Below are 16,154 nucleotides of genomic sequence, written 5' to 3' on the forward strand. Positions count from 1 at the left end.
TATTCGTGAAACAGGTTCGTTGCTGGCCCAAGCTACTCGTCGAGCAGGTCCGCCCAGAATCCCACCAGCCGCCGTACATCCGAGGGGCTCGCCTGCCGGTCCACCTCCGCGTGGGAGATGAGGGGGGTGGCGAGCTGCTCCACGTGGGTGTGCGGCCGCAGCGCCCGGGCCAGCAGCACGGACTCCATGGCGGGAATCACCGTGTCCCCCTCGCCGTGCAGCAGGTAGACGGGCGAACCCGGCGGCGGCGAGCGTTCCGGTGACAGCGACGGGTCCGCGGCGAAGCCCTTCACGTGCGGCAGGAGCAGCGGCCCCAGCGCCGCCACGTTCCGCGCATTCACGTGCCCCATCAGCGTGGCGGCCGGCTCGGGCAGCTCGGCCTGGAACGCCCGCGCCCGGGCGAACGTCTGTTCCGCCTTCGCCCCGTCGGTGAGCGTCAGGTGCGAGGCGCGCAGGAAGGTACGGATGCCAGCGCGCAGCGGCTCCACCTGCTCGGGCGGCACCAGCCGGTCCGCCACGTTGAGGAGGATGACCACCACACCGTAGTCGTGCGGCGCCATCCGGCTGCCGTCGGGCAGCGCCCCCGTGCACAGGAAGGCCAGCACCCGGGGCAGGTCTCCGTGCCCGCCGAAGGAGAGCGTGGCCGCCACCCGGTCCTTCAGCGCGGGCCGCCCCGCCGCCACCACCGACAGCCCGCCGGAGAAGCTGATGCCGAACAGCGCCACCTTCCCGTCGGGCGCCAGCTCCTTCTGGCCCGAGGCCCACAGGGCGGCGTCCTCGAGGATGTCCGGCAGGCGCGGGGTGATTTCGTAGCGCAGCAAATCCTCGGGCTCGGGGGTGAGCACCGTGTGTCCGCCCGAGGCCAGGTCGCCCGCGAGCTTCACCAGGCGCGGCTCGTCGATGCCGTCCGCGTGCACGCCCGAGGTGAGCACCACCGTGCGCCCACCCCACCCTTCCCGGGGCCGGTACAGCCGCGCGCGCACCGGCCCGTGCCGCGTGGGCACCCGCAAGTCGCTCACGTCGAAGGGTTCGGTGTTCCAGCGCGAGAGGGCCTCGGCCGCATCGCCCCGCATGCCCGCGGCGCGCACGACGAAGGACAGCCCGCGCAGCCAGTCCGGCCCCGCCCACAGCGCCACCGCCAGCAGCGCCACCAGCGACGCGGCCAGCGCCTTCCCGGCGACGGCCCGGCTCATTGCAGCAGGTGCTCGACGAAGGTGCACAGGCTGTCCCGCTCGAAGGGCTTCTCCAGGAGCCCCCGAGAGGAGTGGCGGCCCACGAACTCGCGTGCCTGCGCGGTGAAGGCGCCCCCCGTCATCAGCCCGGTGCGCAGCGCCAGTTCCGGAGCCTGCCGCTCCAGCTCCGTCACGAAGTCCATCCCGCTCATGCCCGGCATCATCAGGTCCACGAGGATGGCATCGAACCGCTCACCGCTGGTCAACAACCGAAGCGCCTCGCGGGCGTCCTGGACGGCACGCACCTCGTACACGTCCCGCACCAGCCGGCTCACCGAGCTGCCCACGGCGGGCTCGTCGTCGATGAGGAGCAGCCGCCTGCGGGGCGCCACCCGGTTCGGCGCGGGCGCGGGCGTGCCCTCGGGCGTGGTCGCCACCTCCGCCACGAGGGCGGGCAGCACCACGCGGAAGGAGCTGCCCCACTCGGGCGCGCTCGTCACCTCGATGGTGCCGCCCATGGCCTGCACGAGGCTGAGGCAGATGGACAGCCCCAGCCCGGTGCCCTCGCCCACGGGCCGCGTGGTGAAGAACGGGTCGAAGATGCGGCGCTGCACGTCCGCCGGCATCCCGTGGCCGTTGTCGAAGACCTCCAGCTCCACGTGCCCCGTCGTCCCCGTGCGCAGCGAGACGCGCACCAGGTTCTCCTCCACGCCGCGTTCCGGCACCGCCTGCATGGCGTTGACGAGCAGGTTGACGACCACCTGGCTCAGGCGCACCTCGTTGCCCTGCACACGCGGCACCGGCTCCAGCGTGCACACCAGCCGGGCCCGGTGCGACAGCTCGTTGCGCACCAGCCGCAGCGCGCCGTCCACCACGCGCGACACGTCCACCGGCCCCTGCCGCTCCTCCTCCGCTCGCGCGAAGGTGCGCAAGTCCCGGACGATGGCGCGCACGCGGCCGGCGCCCTCCTCCGCCTCCGCCACCACGTCGCGCAGCTCCACGAACTGCTCCTGCGTCAGCTCCGGCTGGGACAGGCGCTCGCGCAGGAAGGAGAGGTTGGAGATGACGTAGGCCAGGGGGTTGTTGATTTCGTGCGCCACGCCCGCGGCCAGGGTGCCCACGGAGGCCATGCGGTCGGCCACCATGAGCTGCGACTCCAGGCGCTTGCGGTCCGTGACGTCGCGGATGACGCCGACGAGGAAGGGCTCCCCGTCCGAGCCGGTGAAGGCGGCCTTCTTCGTCACCACCCGGTGGCCCCGGCCCTTGGGGTTGGTGAGCACCTCCTCGTTCTCGTCGGGCTTGCCGGAGCGGAAGACCTGCTCGTCCTTGCGCCAGAAGACGTCCGCCTCCTGGGCGGGGACGAAGTCGTAGTCCGAGCGGCCCAGGAGCATCTCCGGGGTGGAGCTCATGACCTCGCAGAAGGCGGCGTTGACGGCGACGAAGCGGTGCTGCCGGTCCTTCACGAAGAGGGGGTCCGGCACCGCGTCGAGCGCGCTGCGCAGGAAGTCCCCGGCGCGGCGCAGGGACTGGACCTCGGCGCCCGCGCGCTCGGCGGCGATGCGGCGCTTGAGCATCACCAGCCTCGCGCCCCAGTTCGGGCCGGGCGGCACGAGGCACTCGTCGGCGCCGGCCTCGGAGAGCGCCTCCGTCTCCTCGGGGCCGCGCTCCGTCAGCACCACGAGCTGGGTGCGCGAGGGGATGCGGGCCTCGTGCAGCAGCTGGCACGTGTCGAAGGCGTCCTCCAGCGGGCCACCGGCGTCCCAGGCCACGAGCAGCCCCTCCGTCACCGAGCAGGGGGTCAGCGCCGAGGCGCCAGGCACGCACACCACATGGCAATCCCGCCCGGCCACGGACTCGCGCAACCTGCGCTCGATTTCCTCCGCCACCGCGAAGGGCACCGCCACCAGCGTCGCGTGCACCGAGTCACTCCCCTGCCTGAAACCGGCCCTGGCGTCCTTCATGCAGACGCCGGGCCACGCCCGGGATTGCAACGTCCCCGAGCGAAACGGTCAACGTCGCCCCTCCCCGGCGTATTCAATCGTCCTTCCGCCGGGAGGTGCCGCGGACCCGCCGGGTCCGTGATGCCACCACCCCGGGGCCCACCCGGCAGGTGGGGAGAAGGGGGCAGCGGGCGCAGTTCTCCGGCACGGGGTGGGCGGGACAGGCGCCGCTCATGCCGTAGTGACACAGGGCGAAGTCGTAGCGGACGGGGTCGGCGGCATCCAACGCGCGCAGCGAGGCGGTGACCTCCTCGGCGGTGCGCCACGTCAGGTCCTTGCGCTGGGTGAGGCCCAGGTGCTGGGAGATGCGGCCGATGTGGGTGTCCAGGGGGATGAGGAGCGCGGCGGGGGGCACGCGCTTCCAGATGCCGAAGTCGACGGTGTCGGGGCCGCGCACCATCCACCGGAGGAAGAGGTTGAGGCGCTTGGCGGCGCCGGCGCCCAGGGGCGAGGGGAGCAGGTGGTGCAGGCCGCGCTCGGGGCCGAGGGCGGCGCGCAGCGCGCCCATGGGGACCTGGCGCAGGGCGGTGGTGAAGGCGTCGAGCGCGCCGTGCAGGGTGCCTCGCGCTTCGAGGCCCTGGACGAAGAGGGCCTCCAGGCTGCCGTGCTCGCGCAGCGCGCGGCCCATGCCGAGCAGGAGCACGGCGACGTCGGTGCCCACGTTGAAGCGGTACACGAAGCCGGACAGGAGCGCGGTGGCGCCGGGGACGTCGAGCGCGCGGACGAAGGCGGCGGGCGAGGGCCCCATGCGCTCGAGGAGCGCGTGCACCTTGGGGCGGAACAGGTCCGCGCGGCCGTAGGCCAGGGCGGCGGCGAGCAGGGCGCTGACCTCGATGTCGCGCGCGTCCGTGTAGCGGTGGGGGAACTCCACCGGGTCGAAGCCGATGCGGGCGCGGGTGTCGGTGGAGGCCAGGAAGGCGTCCAGGGCCGGGCGCAGACGCTCGGCGGCCTGGACGGTCAGCCCGCTGGAGCGGGCCGTGCGCTTCGTCGAGCGCGGTGTCACGTCGGAAGCTCCCAAATGCTCCTGGAACGGCGGCCTGCCGCCCAGGCTTCCCGACTCTCGCCGCTGATGGGGGGCGGGGCAATGCCCGAGTGCTCTCCCGTCACGGCCGAGGGGTTACAGCTTCACGCCGTCCAGGCGGTCCAGCGCGGCTCGGATGGCGTCCTCCGTGGTGCCGAACTCCTTCGCGAGCCTGGGCGCGGAGAGCGTCACGGCCCGGGTGGACGGTGGGGACTTGGAGAGCGTGCGCACGATGATTCCGAGCTGACCCGGCCAGGGAATGGCCGCGAGTTCGTCGATCCTCCGCACGGGGTCGAAGAGGGTGAAGCAGGGCCACGTCGGAAAGCGGAGGGAGCTGACGTCGCAGTCGACGAAGCGGCATCCATCCAGGTGCGCGCCCGTGAAATCACAGTCCTCGATACCGCCGAGCTCGGGCTAGTCCGCGTAGGGCCAGCGACCGAAGTCATTGCCGCTCATCGTGCCCGTGAAGCGACAGCCCTTCAGGATGACCGTCTCCCAACGGAAGTTGATGAGCTCCCGCTTCACGTCGATGGTGCAGTCGATGAGCTGGGTCCTGGAGATGACGAGGCCCCTCGTGGGCACCTTGATGACGAGGTTGCACCTTCTCAGAGTCAGGTGGTGCCCGAGGTAATAGAGCTCCGTCTTACTGTTCAGCTCCAGGCGCTCGCCTTCGATCTCTTGGTCGCTGAACTGAATCATGAGGCACCTGCGCCTGATGGGCTCACTAGAATGATGGCCCACACCTGACGGAGCGCCGGGCGGGCCCTCCTCTGATTCGAGGTCATGCGCCAGTGGAACACAGGAAAGCCCCACCGCACATGTCCGGCAAAGCAGGTTCGGACTCGACTCCCGCCGTGGTAGCCGAAGCGCTCGCGCTACGCGAACTGCTCCAATCCACCGCCAATCCGAGCACGCCCCACTGCTTCCAGCACTACCTCTACTTCCCGTCCAGGGACGTGGGCACGGCGGTCGCGCAGCAACTCCAGGCGCGAGGCTTCACCGTCGAAAGTCGCCTGGGCGCGGACGGAGTGAACTGGCTCGTCCTCGCCTCACATCACCTTCCCCTGGAGCCTCGAATCGTGGAGGCCGCGCGCTCATCGCTGGAGCAGCTCGCGCGAGAGCACGGGGGCGAATACGACGGCTGGGAGGCCGCGCCCGTCACGGAGTGACCACCGGGGAACCCGCTCCCCTTCCCGAGAGAGGAAAGGGGAGCGGGAAGACGGCTACTGCGCGGCGAACACGAGGTCGTCGTGGTCGTTGTACGAGCCCGTGCCGCACGCGGCCGGGCTGCCGTTGTAGCGGAAGCGCGCGCGCACCGCCTGCACGGCGCCCGCCGGCAGCGTGTACGTCGCCGACAGCGTCTGCGCGCCCTTCGCGGGCGGCGACAGCGTGGTGATGTACGTCCACGTCGGGGTCGCCGCCGTCGCATCACCCGTGTAGTACAGGTCCAGCTTGTCCGCGGTCGTGGAGTACGCCCAGACCGTCGCCTCGACGCGCACCGTCTTGCCCGGAGCGAACGGCGTCCCGTCCACCGTGGACACCTTGATGCGGTCGTTCGACTCGTCCGAGTGGTACGCGCCCGACACGCCGTCCAAGCACGAGTCCCTGAGCGTGTTCGGCGTGTTGATCTCGGGCCCCACGCCGCCGCGGCCGTTCAGCAGCAGGCCGGAGTCACACGAGGACGACGCCGAGGCGCACCGGGGCGCCTGCAGCGTCGAGTCGAACCCCGCCGTGCCCGTGCTGTTGCTCACCGTCACCGTGACGGCGCTGCTCGTCGCCGAGTTGTTCACGCCGTCATACGCCTTCGCCGCCACCGTGTGGCTGCCGTTGGCCAGTGCCGCCGTGTCCCACGAGAAGCTGTAGGGCGCGGCCACCACCGTGGTCACCACCTGCCCGTCCACCAGGAACTCCACCCGGCTGATGCCCGAGGCATCCGAGGCGCTCGCCGTCACCGTCACCGTCCCGCTCACCGTGCCGCCGGACGTGGGCGCCGTCAGCGACACCGCCGGAGGCGTGGTGTCCGTCACGGTCACCGTGCCCTTCGCCAGCTCGGCCAGGTAGGCCGCGGCAATCTTCGCGAACTTCAGCGCGTGGTTCGCGTTGTTCCCGCTGCGCGACAGCGTGTCGTTCACCGTGTGGATGGCCGAGTTGTGCTGGCCCATCGGCGTCTCGAACGGAATCGACGCCGGGAAGCCCGCGTTCGTCCACGACGCGTGGTCCGAGCACGCATAGCCGCACGACGAGTTGGACCACGTAATCTGCCCGTTGAAGTACGTGCTGATGAGCGAGGTGATGAACCCGTTCTGCGCCGCGTTGGTGTTGTCGGTAATCATCGCCACGTCCGCCGGAGCCGACGCGCTCTTGTAGTTCGTCATGTCCAGCTGCATGACGCCCACCACGTTGAGGCCATCGGTCTTGTACTTGTTGGCGATCTCCTGCGAGCCACGCAGGCCCACCTCCTCGGCGGCGTAGCCCATGAACTTCACCGTGCGCTGGGGGCGGTAGCCCTGCACCATCGCCATGCGAATCACCTCGGTGATGGTGGCGATACCCGACGCGTCATCGTCCGCGCCCGGAGCCGTGCTGCCCGAGCTGGTGGAGTCCAGGTGCCCACCGATGACGACGATTTCCGACGCCAGCGTGGTGCCCTGGATGGTCATGATGACGGACGGCTGCGTCGTCCGGGTGGGGGTGTGGGTGAAGAGCTCGACGGTGATGTCACCGGCGGGGTTCGTGGTGGACTTGAGGCGATCCGCGGGCACCAGGCCCTCCCAGCGCGAACGAATCCAGTTCGCCGCCGCCGTGCCCGTCGACGACGTGTGGTAGCGCGTCGTGAACTCGGTGGACAGGCGGGTGATGGTATCTCGGATGTTCGCCTCCTGGAGCCCCCCCGACAGCGCGTACACGGCCGTGGCGTTGTCCACCGTGTAGTCCACCGCCAGCGAGCGCATCGCCTTCGTCGCCGTCGTGGTGTCCAGCGCCGCCAGCGCGGAGGCCTCGCTGTCATGAGCCATGAAGCCGCTGCACCGGTTCACCTGGTCGTGCATGGCCCGGGAGATGAGGTTGAGCTCGGACTCGCGCACGCGGAACGCGGTGACCTCGCCCTTCTGGCCCAACTTCGCCGGAGCCGCGAGCCCCGAGCCCACCAGCGTCGCGCTCACGATGTGCGCGGCATCCGAGCCGACGGTAATCCAGACCTCACGGTCCGCCGGGGCCTTCGCCTCCGGGGCCGGCGACCCGGAGGACTTCGCAAACGCCGAGACACAACCGAGCACCATGACGACTGAAGCCAGGCGCTTCACGTTCATACGCTTCTCCACTGCCATGCGGGGGAACGGCTTGATACGGGACCTGAAGGCTCGTGATTCCCTGCCCTCACCGCGAGTGTGACATTTCTCGCGATAACAGGGAAATACCGCCGTACCTGAAACAGCGGCGAGCCGTCCCAACCCCGGACGGGAGGGCGATACGAGCGTCTCTAACGCGTCAGTTCGCGCACGGCGTGGCCCAGCTCGGGGAGGATGAGCGCGTCCATGGCGAGGCGGACCGCCTGGGGCGAGCCCGGGAGGGCGAAGAGAATCATCCCCTGATACGTGCCGGCGGTGGCTCGGGACATCATCGCCGCGCTGCCAATCTGCCGGTACGAGAGCATCCGGAAGAGCTCGCCGAAGCCGGGCAGCTCCTTCTCGAAGAGGGCCTGGAGCGTCTCCACGGTGCTGTCGCGCCGGCCAATGCCGGTGCCCCCGTTGAAGAGCACCGCCCGCGCGCCCGCGGCCCGCGCCGCCTCCAGCGCCCCGCGGATGGCCTCCGGGTCGTCCTTCACCACCGTGTAGCCGGCGATGGAGTGGCCCGCCGACTCCAGGGCATCGCGCAGCACCCGCCCGCTCTCGTCCTTCGTGGCGTCCCGGCTGTCCGAGCACGTCACCACGTAGGCGCTCACGTGCACCGGCGCCCGCGACTTGTGCTCCGCCGAGACATGGGAGCCCGCGCTCCCGTGGTCATGCGCGTGCGGGGGGTGGTGGTGATGCTCGTGCCCGGGGTGCCCGTGGTCATGGGAGTGGGAGTGGGAGTGCCCGTGCCCATGGTCATGCGCATGGGCGTGGTCATGCCCGTGCCCATGGTCATGCCCGTGGTCGTGGGAGTGCCCGTGGTCGTGGTCGTGCCCATGACGGTGGTCATGAGAGTGGCCGTGGTCGTGTCCATGACCGTGGTCATGGTCATGGTCGTGGTCGTGCCCTTCGTGGGCCATGGCGGATGCTCCGGTGCGCGCAGGGGCGCGCGGTCAGGTGTTTTCAGGGAGGTCGACGACGAGCGCACCGTCCTGGACCTCGACGGCGACTGTCGGTTGGTCGTCACAGACGCCCGGGGAGGTCTCGTTCCGGCCCGAGTCCATGTCGAAGCCCACTTCGTGGCACGGACAGACGACCATGTTGCCCTCGATGCGGCCGCCCGACAGCAGACACCCGGCGTGGTTGCACCAGTCGTCCAGCCCCTTGTAGCGGCCGTGAATCTTGGCGATACACACGTTGCGCTTGCCTACTTCGTAGCCGCGCATCTCCCGCTCGGCGAAGTCCGCCGGCCCCAGCTTGATCTTCGTCATCGCGGTCTCTTTTCCCACAATGCAGGCCGGCCTGCACCCCTGTTCCCAGGGCATTACCTTTGCTCCCGTGACTCCTGACGTCATCACATCAACCGTCGACAAGGCGGCAGTCGCCCAGGTCCTCCGGGACATCGCCCTCCTGCTCCAGCTCGACGGAGAGAGCGGCTACCGCGTCCGCGCGTACGAGATGGGCGCGGACCGCATCGCCGGGCTGCCCCAGGAGCTGGGCCCGCTGGTGGCCGAAGGCCGCCTGGAGAGCCTGCCGGGAATCGGCCCCGCGCTCGCGGAGAAGATCTCCGAGCTGGTGACCACCGGCCGGCTGGGCTACCTGGAGGAGCTGAAGGCGAAGTTCCCTCCCGGCCTGCTGGAGCTGATGAAGCTGCCGGACATCGGCCCGAAGAAGGTGGCCACGCTGTGGCGCGAGCTGCAGGTGGGCAGCGTCGATGACCTGGAGCGCGCCTGCCGCGAGGGCCGCGTGCGCCAATTGCGCGGCTTCGGCGAGAAGAGCGAGGCGAAGATGCTGGAGGGCATCGCCGTGTACCGGCGCGCCCGCGGCGAGCGGAAGCTTCTGGGCGACGTGCTGCCGGTGGCCGAGGCCCTGCTGGAGCACGTGAAGGCGAGCCCCGGCGTCGTGCGCGCCAGCCTCGGCGGCAGCGTGCGCCGCCGCGCCGAGACGGTGGCGGACGTGGACATCATCGCCTCCGCGAAGGACGCGGCCCCCGTGCTGGACGCGCTGGCCAACGCCCCGGGCGTGGCGGCGGTGCTGGGCAAGGGCGGCAGCAAGTGCTCGGTGCGCATGACGGCGGGCGACCTGCAGGTGGACCTGCGCGTGCTGCCCGACGAGGACTACGCCACCGCCCTGCACCACTTCACCGGCTCCAAGGCGCACCACATCCGCCTGCGCAACCTGGGCCATGAGCGCGGCCTCAAGATTTCCGAGTGGGGCGTGCAACGCGACGACGGCACGAAGGTGCCGGTGACGGACGAGGCCGCCCTCTACGCACTGCTGGACATGCAGTACGTGCCGCCCGAGCTGCGCGAGGACAACGGCGAGGTGGAGGCCGCGCGCGAGCGGCGCCTGCCCGAGGACCTCGTCACCCTGGAGGACGTACAGGGCGCGGTGCACGCGCACAGCACCTGGTCCGACGGGAAGAACTCGCTGGAGGAGATGGCGCTCGCGGCGCGCGCGCTGGGCCTGAAGTACCTCACCGTCACCGAGCACAGCCAGGCGGCCATCTACGCCGGTGGCTTGAAGGTGGAGGACCTCCAGCGCCAGTGGGAGGAAATCGACCGCATCAACGCGGCGGTGCCCGGGGTGCGCCTGCTCAAGGGCATCGAGGTGGACATCCTGGAGACGGGCGCGCTGGACTACCCGGACAGCGTGCTGGAGCAGCTCGAGGTGGTCATCGGCTCCATCCACGTGCGGCACGGCATGGATGAGGACCAGATGACGCGCCGGCTGCTCAACGCGCTGGACAACCCGTGCCTCCAGATTCTCGGGCACCCCACCGGCCGCCTCCTCCCGAGCCGCGAGCCCTACCCCGTGCGCATGGAGGAAATCCTGGAGCGGGCCGCCGAGCGCGGCGTGGCCGTGGAGGTCAACGGCAAGCCGGCGCGGCTGGACATCAAGTCCGAATACGTCCGCCAGGCCGTGCAGCGGGGCGTGAGACTGGTGGTGAGCTGCGACGCGCACCGGCAGGAGGACCTGCGCAACCTGGCCTTCGCCGTGGCCACCGCCCGCCGGGGCTGGGCGCGAAAGCGCGACATCCTCAACACCCTGCCCGCCGACAGCTTCGTCGCCGCGCTGCGCGCCCGCCGGTGATAGGCTGCGGGGCCCGCCGATGCCCCGCCCGCCGCCGCTGCTCCTCCTCCTCATCGCCCTGCCCTCCCTCGCACTCGCGGGAGAGGGCCGTCCGTCCCGCGCCGACCTGCAGCGGGTGATGGAGCTGCACGCCCGCTCGGTGGTGCGGGTGCGCGGGCCGAAGCAGACGGGCCCGGGCGTCATCGTCGGCTCGGCCGGGCAGGTGCTCACCTCGCTGGAGCCGGTGGGCGCGGACTATGTCGGGCTGAGCGCGGCCACGGTGGAGCATGACGGGAAGGACCTGCCCGCCCGGGTGGTGCTGGCGAGCGCGGCGCTCAAGGTGGCGCTCGTCGCCGCGCCGGACGGCACCTACCCCGCGGTGCCGGTGAAGCTGCTGAAGGACGGGGAAGGCCTCGCGGGGCGGTGGGTGGTGGGCGTGATGCCGGCGGCGAAGGGGCAGCCGGCGCGGCCCGTGCCGGCGCAGGCCAGCGGCGCCCCCGCGCCCTTCTTCGACGTGCCCCTGGCGTTGCCGGCGGGCAGCCCCGTGTTCGACGCGGACGGGCGGCTGGTGGCGGTGGTGGTGCAGCGGCACCGGCGCGGCTGCCGGGTGCTGCCCGTGGGCGCGGTGAAGGTGCAGCTCGCCTCGGCGGATGGGACATGAGTCAGGCGATGGAGATTCCCCGACGCCCGGGCGCCGTGCAGGAAGTGGTGGGGCTGTGGGCGCTGGGCTTCCTGGGCATCATCGCCGCGTTCCTCCTCTTCGGCGGCACCAGCATCCCCAAGCTGGTGGCCACGGTGGGCTTCCTCTACCTGCCGCTCATCCCCATGCGGTGGCGGGACGAGGACTACCGGGACTACGGGTTGACGCTGTCCCGGTGGCGCGAAGACGTGCGCCTGTTCCTGGTGATGTCCGCCATCGTCGGGCCGCTCTTCTTCCTCGCCTTCGCCGGCTTCGTGGAGGTGGTGCCCCACCTGCCCCAGTCGCTGGCGCGCCACCTGACGCCCATGGTGGGCGAGGGCCACTTCCGTCCCCGGCTGCCCCCGCGCTTCGGTGAGTGGGTCGTCGACCAGCTCTTCGTCGTCGCGCTGCCGGAGGAGTTCTTCTACCGCGGCTACATGCAGGCGCGGCTGCGCGACGCGTGGCCCCAGGGCCGGCGCGTGCTGGGCGGCCGGCTGGGCCGCGCCTTCTGGCTGACGGCGGTGCTCTTCGCCCTCGGGCACCTGGCCATCTTCCAGACGTGGCGCCTGTCCGTGTTCTTCCCCGCGCTCCTCTTCGGGTGGATGCGCGAGCGCACCGGCACCATCCTCGGCGCCGCCCTCTTCCACGCCGCCTGCAACCTCTACGTGCGCTTCCTGGAGGTCTCCTTCTTCGGCGGACCGTGAGGCACGGGTCAGCCCTCGCCCTTCACGAAGGCCAGGAGGTCGCCGTTCAGCCGGTCCAGGTGCGTGACGAAGAGGCCGTGCGGCGCGCCCTCGTACACCTTCAGCTTCGCGCCGGGGATGAGCTTCGCCGTCTTCCGGCCCGTCAAGTCGATGGGGGCGGACGCGTCCTTGTCCCCGTGGATGACGAGCGCCGGCACCTGGATGCGAGCCAGCTCGGCGCGGAAGTCCGTCGTCGTCATCGCGCGGTTGCAGTCGATGACGGCCTTCATGGACGTCCGGAGCATCATGTCCTTGACCCAGTCCTTCATCGCCGCCGACGTCTCCGGGACGAAGAAGGGGTCGGCGTTCTGCGAGAGCCACCCCGCGTAGTCGCGGAGGAACACGTTATTGCGCAGGTGCTCGAAGACGGCGGCGTCGATGCCGTCCGGGTTGTCCGGCGTCTTCAACAGGAACGGCGTGTTCGCTGGAGCGAGGAAGAGGACGCGGGCAATCCGGCGGTCCCCATGCCGGGTGAGGTAGCGGACCATCTCCCCGGCGGACATGGAGTGGCCCACGAGGGTGACATCGCGCAGGTCGAGCGTGTCCAGCACCGCGGCCAGGTCGTCCGCCAGCGTGTCGTAGTCGTAGCCGCGCCCCGGGTCGGAGGACTGGCCGTGGCCACGCCGGTCGTAGGCGATGCAGCGCAGGCCCCGCTCGGACAGCGGCACCATCTGGTAGCCCCACATGTCCGAGGCGAGCGCCCAGCCAGACAGGAAGACGACCGGCTTGCCGGTGCCCCAGTCCCGGCAGAACAGCTCGACGCCGTCACGGGTGCGGATGTACGGCCCCCCGTGGGGACGGCCCTTCGCTTCGCCGGGCCTCGCGCCCGCCGCCAGGGCCTCGTCCGCCCCGGCCATGAGGCCCACGCCCGCACCCGCCGCCACCGCCGACTTCAGCATGTCTCGCCTGTCCATGATGGTGTCCCCTGGAATGGCGCCGACGTGACGGCGACGAAGGTCGCCGCTCCCGTGCGCTCACGAGAGCAATCTGCGCGGAGGGGAGAAGTGTCTCAATTACGCCAGAGGTAATGGGCGCGCGTCAGACGCGGCCATGCTGGCCCGTGGGGTACAGGCAGCCGACCGACCATGCTCAAGAGCGCGGACCTCTACCAGTCGTATGTCGTCGGGCATCAGCTCGAACGCACAGGGCTCTTCGCCCTGCTGCGGGAGACCTGGCCGGCGGCGCACACCGTGCTGTATCCCGGGTGCTTCCTCCACGTCACTCCGTCGTTCTTCTACCAGCACGTCGTCTATGTGGACCGGAACGAGCTGGCCCGGGACTTCTTCGCGGATGTCGAAGGCGTCCGGCGGCTCATCAGCGCCAGACGGCAGTATCGCCAGGACGCCCACGTGCGCTTCCTCGAGCAGGACTACACGACGCCGCTGCCCCTCCCCGAAGCGAGCTTCGACCTGCTGCTCGCCCTCTACGCGGGAGGCATCTCACGCGCCTGCCACAAGTACCTGAAGCCCGGCGGGCTCCTCCTGACCAATGACCACCACGGCGACGCGGCGGAGGCCGCCTCGGAGAAGACGCTGGAGTTGGTCGCCGTCGTGACGGAGCGCCGGGGCCACTTCGAATTCCGCACCGAAGACCTCTCGGGCTTCCTGGTTCCGAAGGAGCCGGGCCGGCCCCACTCGCGGGGCGGTTCCGGGTACGTGCGAAGCGCCGACGCCTATCTCTTCCGGCGCAAGCGGACCGATTCCCGGTGAGGACAGCCACGACCCGCCGAGGCCCGCTCCGTGCGGACGAACCGGCCTCCCGGTAACCCTCTCTCAGGGAGTCCCCTGTCCCGGTGGGACGTCGGGCAGCCCCTCCACAAGCAACATCATCGTGTGCGTGCTGGCCTGGCGCAGCGCCTTCGCCGCGACGTACTCGGGCGAGGCCCACCAGGCGCGGGCCTGCTCCACGCTGGGGAACTCCAGGAGGACGAAGCGCGGCGGCTCCCAGACGCCTTCCAGCGCCTGCGTCGCGCCGCCCCGCGCGAGATAGCGGCCGCCGTACTTCGCTATCGACGGCGGCGCGAGCTGCTTGTACCGCTCGTAGGTCTGCGCGTCATGAATGGCGAGCTGGACCACCACGTAGGCAGGCATCCACGGCTCCTCGCGAAATGGTCAGAACACGAACGGGAAACGGACCGGGGCTCCCTGCTCCTGGTGCTTCGGGAAGGTCCACGCGCTCACCTTCGCCTCGATGCAGCGCGCGAGCGGCGTGCCCTTGATTGAAGCAGTCTCGGTGACGACCTCGGACACCTTGCCGGTGGGGAGGATGGTCCAGCGCACCACCACGCGGCCGCCCTCCTTCGGGGCCGCCTGCTGCTCGCGGGCGCACGCGGTGACGTCTCCCTTGTTGGCGAGCACCACCTCGAAGATGGCGGACTGCGGGAGCTCGGCCGGCGGCGTCGCCGGGTCCGAAGGCACGTACACCGTGCGCTCCTTCTTCGTGGCGCCCTTCGGAGGATTCGACAGCTCGCGGTCGTAGGCCGGGTCGGGGCCCAGCGCCGCCGCGGGCTTCTCCTCGGCGGCCGGGATGTCGTCGAGGCCCAGGTCATCGTCGTCCGACGCGAACGAGGCCTCCGTCACGGGCGGCGGGGCCGCCGGGCGCTTCTCCTGCACGGGCGCGCCAGCGGACACGGCCGGGCGGGCGGCGGGCGCGCGCGACGGCGGGCTCACCGTGGACAGCTCCGTCTTCGGCGCGGACGCGACGCCGGTGGAGGACGTGGCGGCACGAGGCGCCGCGTTCAGCACGGGGACGGCTCCGCCCTTGTCGAGGCCCATCGAGCCGACGAGCGGCGCACCCGCGCCGGGGGCAGTCGCTCCGGCCGCGGTGGCACCCACAGCGCCAGGAGCGGCACCCACGCCCGTCGCTCCGGCCGCGGTGGCACCGACAGCGCCAGGAGTGGCACCCGCGCCCGTCGCTCCGGCCGCAGTGGCCCCAACAGCACCAGGAGCGGCACTCGCGCCAGGCGCGGCGGCACCGGCCGTGCCCACCGGGCCGGTGCTCGTCGCTCCAGGCGCGGCGTTGACGGAGCCCGCGGGCACACCGCCCACGGTGCTCGGAGTCGCACCGGTGTTCGCCGGAGTGGCCCCGGCATTGACCGCGGTGGAGGAGCCCGCCGTCTCGCGCGAGACGAGGTGGGTCAGCAGCTCGTGTCCGTCCAGCCGGCCCAGCAGCGCCAGGACGAGCGCGACCGTCACGCCACCCGACACTCCGCCCAGGAGCGCGAGCCACAGGGCGCTCCGCCACCGCGCCGCTCCCCTGCCCTCTTGCGGTGCCAGCACCGCGTGCGTCCCCACCGGGTCCGCCGTCTCGACAGGCGCCCGTCCCTCAATGGCTCCGGAAGAGGCCGCCGCGACGGTGTCCCGCGCCTCCGGAACCCCGGGCGACGCCACCACGAAGCCCGCCGGAATGCCCAGCACCTCCTCCGTGGTGAAGCCGCGCACGGGCTCCTTCGTGGAGATGGGCGCGGACAGGTCCACGCGCGCCGCCTCCAGGTCCAGCTCCGGGAACGGGTCATCCTCGTCCACGACCAGGGAGCGCAGCGCCTCGGCGCCCTTCGGCTCGAAGTCTCCCACGCGGTCGCCACCCGCCGGCACCGCCTGCGGCGCGGGCAGGCGCGCCTGGGGCAGCGGCGCGAGCACCCGCGCCAGCTCCGGCACCTGACACAGCGGCATCCACGCACTGAAGCCCTCACGCCAGCAGAGGGACTCCGCGCCCAGCTCGCCCCGCTCCCAGTAGCCCTTCAGCGCCTCGACGTCGTGCGGCCCGGAGGCCTGGTCGTCCAGGCCGACGTACCAGGCCTGGCACACCCCCTCTGTCTCGGGCACCGAGGACACCAGCGGGCGGCTGCGATGCAGCCGCTCGGCGTGCATGTCCTCGCGCGAGCGAGGCTCCGCCACCGCGGGCGCGATGCGGTTCTTGTCCGTGCGCAGCTTCCCGACGAGCGCGTCCAGCTCCGCGTCCGACACATCCTCGAGCACGGGCGCCACGCCCGCGTCCGCGTCCGTCGAGAGGCTTCCTCCGAAGCCTCCCAGGTTGGCACCAGCGTCCCCTGAGTTGCCCACCATGCACCCGCTCCTTGCCAGAACCCCAATGACGTCCCACGCCACGACCCGCTGACCGTCCCCCAAGTGAATGCCCG

General features: G+C 71.2%; 16 protein-coding genes. 5 read left to right on the plus strand and 11 right to left on the minus strand.

Annotated features, from left to right (window positions below; all coding sequences use genetic code 11):
* Positions 1-32 precede the first annotated feature (32 nt).
* The 5 genes from HG543_RS15620 to HG543_RS56810 form a co-directional block, all read right to left on the minus strand.
* Positions 33-1,193 (minus strand): dienelactone hydrolase family protein, encoded by a 1,161-nt coding sequence (locus HG543_RS15620; protein ID WP_211193950.1) that lies wholly within the window; start codon positions 1,191-1,193, stop codon positions 33-35.
* Complete coding sequence (locus HG543_RS15625) at positions 1,190-3,091, minus strand: hybrid sensor histidine kinase/response regulator (RefSeq protein ID WP_343073366.1); 1,902 nt, start codon at positions 3,089-3,091, stop codon at positions 1,190-1,192. Before HG543_RS15625 ends, HG543_RS15620 begins: the two co-directional genes overlap by 4 nt.
* A 115-nt stretch (positions 3,092-3,206) precedes the next feature.
* Entirely contained in the window at positions 3,207-4,133 is a 927-nt protein-coding gene (locus HG543_RS15630) for a TIGR02757 family protein (protein ID WP_169345585.1), read from the minus strand.
* Between the two features lie 156 nt (positions 4,134-4,289).
* Entirely contained in the window at positions 4,290-4,424 is a 135-nt protein-coding gene (locus tag HG543_RS56805) for a hypothetical protein (protein ID WP_343073368.1), read from the minus strand.
* A 183-nt stretch (positions 4,425-4,607) separates the two neighbouring features.
* Entirely contained in the window at positions 4,608-4,892 is a 285-nt protein-coding gene (locus tag HG543_RS56810; protein ID WP_343073369.1) for a hypothetical protein, read from the minus strand.
* A gap of 119 nt (positions 4,893-5,011) precedes the next feature.
* On the opposite strand from HG543_RS56810, the gene HG543_RS15640 reads away from it, so the two are divergent.
* Positions 5,012-5,362 (plus strand): ribonuclease E inhibitor RraB, encoded by a 351-nt coding sequence (locus tag HG543_RS15640; RefSeq protein WP_169345564.1) that lies wholly within the window; start codon positions 5,012-5,014, stop codon positions 5,360-5,362.
* 54 nt (positions 5,363-5,416) lie between these two features.
* Here the strand turns inward: HG543_RS15640 and HG543_RS15645 are convergent, their stop codons facing one another.
* From HG543_RS15645 to HG543_RS15660, 3 genes are all read right to left on the minus strand, one after another.
* Positions 5,417-7,501, minus strand: a complete 2,085-nt coding sequence (locus tag HG543_RS15645; protein WP_169345565.1) for a M20/M25/M40 family metallo-hydrolase — start codon at positions 7,499-7,501, stop codon at positions 5,417-5,419.
* A gap of 170 nt (positions 7,502-7,671) precedes the next feature.
* Positions 7,672-8,139 carry a molybdenum cofactor synthesis domain-containing protein gene (locus HG543_RS15650; protein WP_169345586.1) on the minus strand — a complete coding sequence of 156 codons (468 nt, stop codon included), beginning with the start codon at positions 8,137-8,139 and terminating at the stop codon, positions 7,672-7,674.
* 336 nt (positions 8,140-8,475) lie between these two features.
* Positions 8,476-8,793, minus strand: a complete 318-nt coding sequence (locus HG543_RS15660) for a Rieske (2Fe-2S) protein (protein ID WP_169345566.1) — start codon at positions 8,791-8,793, stop codon at positions 8,476-8,478.
* Positions 8,794-8,860: 67 nt separating this feature from the next.
* Here HG543_RS15660 and polX point away from each other — a divergent pair, with 67 nt between their 5' ends.
* From polX to mrtX, 3 genes are read left to right on the plus strand one after another with little or no spacing between them, the layout of a single operon-like run.
* Positions 8,861-10,615, plus strand: coding sequence for a DNA polymerase/3'-5' exonuclease PolX (polX, locus tag HG543_RS15665; protein ID WP_343073370.1), 1,755 nt, complete (start codon positions 8,861-8,863; stop codon positions 10,613-10,615).
* 19 nt (positions 10,616-10,634) lie between these two features.
* Complete coding sequence (locus HG543_RS15670; RefSeq protein WP_169345568.1) at positions 10,635-11,255, plus strand: MXAN_2756 family trypsin-like serine endoprotease; 621 nt, start codon at positions 10,635-10,637, stop codon at positions 11,253-11,255.
* The gene (mrtX, locus tag HG543_RS15675; protein WP_169345569.1) at positions 11,252-11,977 is read left to right on the plus strand and encodes a myxosortase MrtX; all 726 of its coding nucleotides are present in this window, start codon (positions 11,252-11,254) and stop codon (positions 11,975-11,977) included. Before HG543_RS15670 ends, mrtX begins: the two co-directional genes overlap by 4 nt.
* An 8-nt stretch (positions 11,978-11,985) precedes the next feature.
* Here the strand turns inward: mrtX and HG543_RS15680 are convergent, their stop codons facing one another.
* Positions 11,986-12,930 (minus strand): alpha/beta fold hydrolase, encoded by a 945-nt coding sequence (locus tag HG543_RS15680; RefSeq protein WP_246357054.1) that lies wholly within the window; start codon positions 12,928-12,930, stop codon positions 11,986-11,988.
* Between the two features lie 171 nt (positions 12,931-13,101).
* On the opposite strand from HG543_RS15680, the gene HG543_RS15685 reads away from it, so the two are divergent.
* Positions 13,102-13,725, plus strand: coding sequence for a class I SAM-dependent methyltransferase (locus HG543_RS15685; protein WP_169345570.1), 624 nt, complete (start codon positions 13,102-13,104; stop codon positions 13,723-13,725).
* A 63-nt stretch (positions 13,726-13,788) separates the two neighbouring features.
* Here the strand turns inward: HG543_RS15685 and HG543_RS15690 are convergent, their stop codons facing one another.
* Positions 13,789-14,106, minus strand: coding sequence for a DUF1330 domain-containing protein (locus HG543_RS15690; RefSeq protein WP_169345571.1), 318 nt, complete (start codon positions 14,104-14,106; stop codon positions 13,789-13,791).
* Positions 14,107-14,127: 21 nt separating this feature from the next.
* Entirely contained in the window at positions 14,128-16,080 is a 1,953-nt protein-coding gene (locus HG543_RS15695) for an AgmX/PglI C-terminal domain-containing protein (RefSeq protein WP_169345572.1), read from the minus strand.
* Positions 16,081-16,154: the final 74 nt, after the last annotated feature.

The organism is Pyxidicoccus fallax, assembly GCF_012933655.1.
GTDB lineage: Bacteria > Myxococcota > Myxococcia > Myxococcales > Myxococcaceae > Myxococcus > Myxococcus fallax.

Coding starts and splice junctions, on each gene's coding strand:
- HG543_RS56810 (WP_343073369.1), bottom strand. CDS start 4,892: ATGATTCAGTTCAGCGACCAAGAGATCGAAGGCGAGCGCCTGGAGCTG.
- HG543_RS15640 (WP_169345564.1), top strand. CDS start 5,012: ATGTCCGGCAAAGCAGGTTCGGACTCGACTCCCGCCGTGGTAGCCGAA.
- HG543_RS15660 (WP_169345566.1), bottom strand. CDS start 8,793: ATGACGAAGATCAAGCTGGGGCCGGCGGACTTCGCCGAGCGGGAGATG.
- mrtX (WP_169345569.1), top strand. CDS start 11,252: ATGAGTCAGGCGATGGAGATTCCCCGACGCCCGGGCGCCGTGCAGGAA.
- HG543_RS15685 (WP_169345570.1), top strand. CDS start 13,102: ATGCTCAAGAGCGCGGACCTCTACCAGTCGTATGTCGTCGGGCATCAG.
- HG543_RS15645 (WP_169345565.1), bottom strand. CDS start 7,501: ATGAACGTGAAGCGCCTGGCTTCAGTCGTCATGGTGCTCGGTTGTGTC.
- HG543_RS15670 (WP_169345568.1), top strand. CDS start 10,635: ATGCCCCGCCCGCCGCCGCTGCTCCTCCTCCTCATCGCCCTGCCCTCC.
- HG543_RS15695 (WP_169345572.1), bottom strand. CDS start 16,080: ATGGTGGGCAACTCAGGGGACGCTGGTGCCAACCTGGGAGGCTTCGGA.
- HG543_RS15680 (WP_246357054.1), bottom strand. CDS start 12,930: ATGGACAGGCGAGACATGCTGAAGTCGGCGGTGGCGGCGGGTGCGGGC.
- HG543_RS15690 (WP_169345571.1), bottom strand. CDS start 14,106: ATGCCTGCCTACGTGGTGGTCCAGCTCGCCATTCATGACGCGCAGACC.
- HG543_RS15620 (WP_211193950.1), bottom strand. CDS start 1,193: ATGAGCCGGGCCGTCGCCGGGAAGGCGCTGGCCGCGTCGCTGGTGGCG.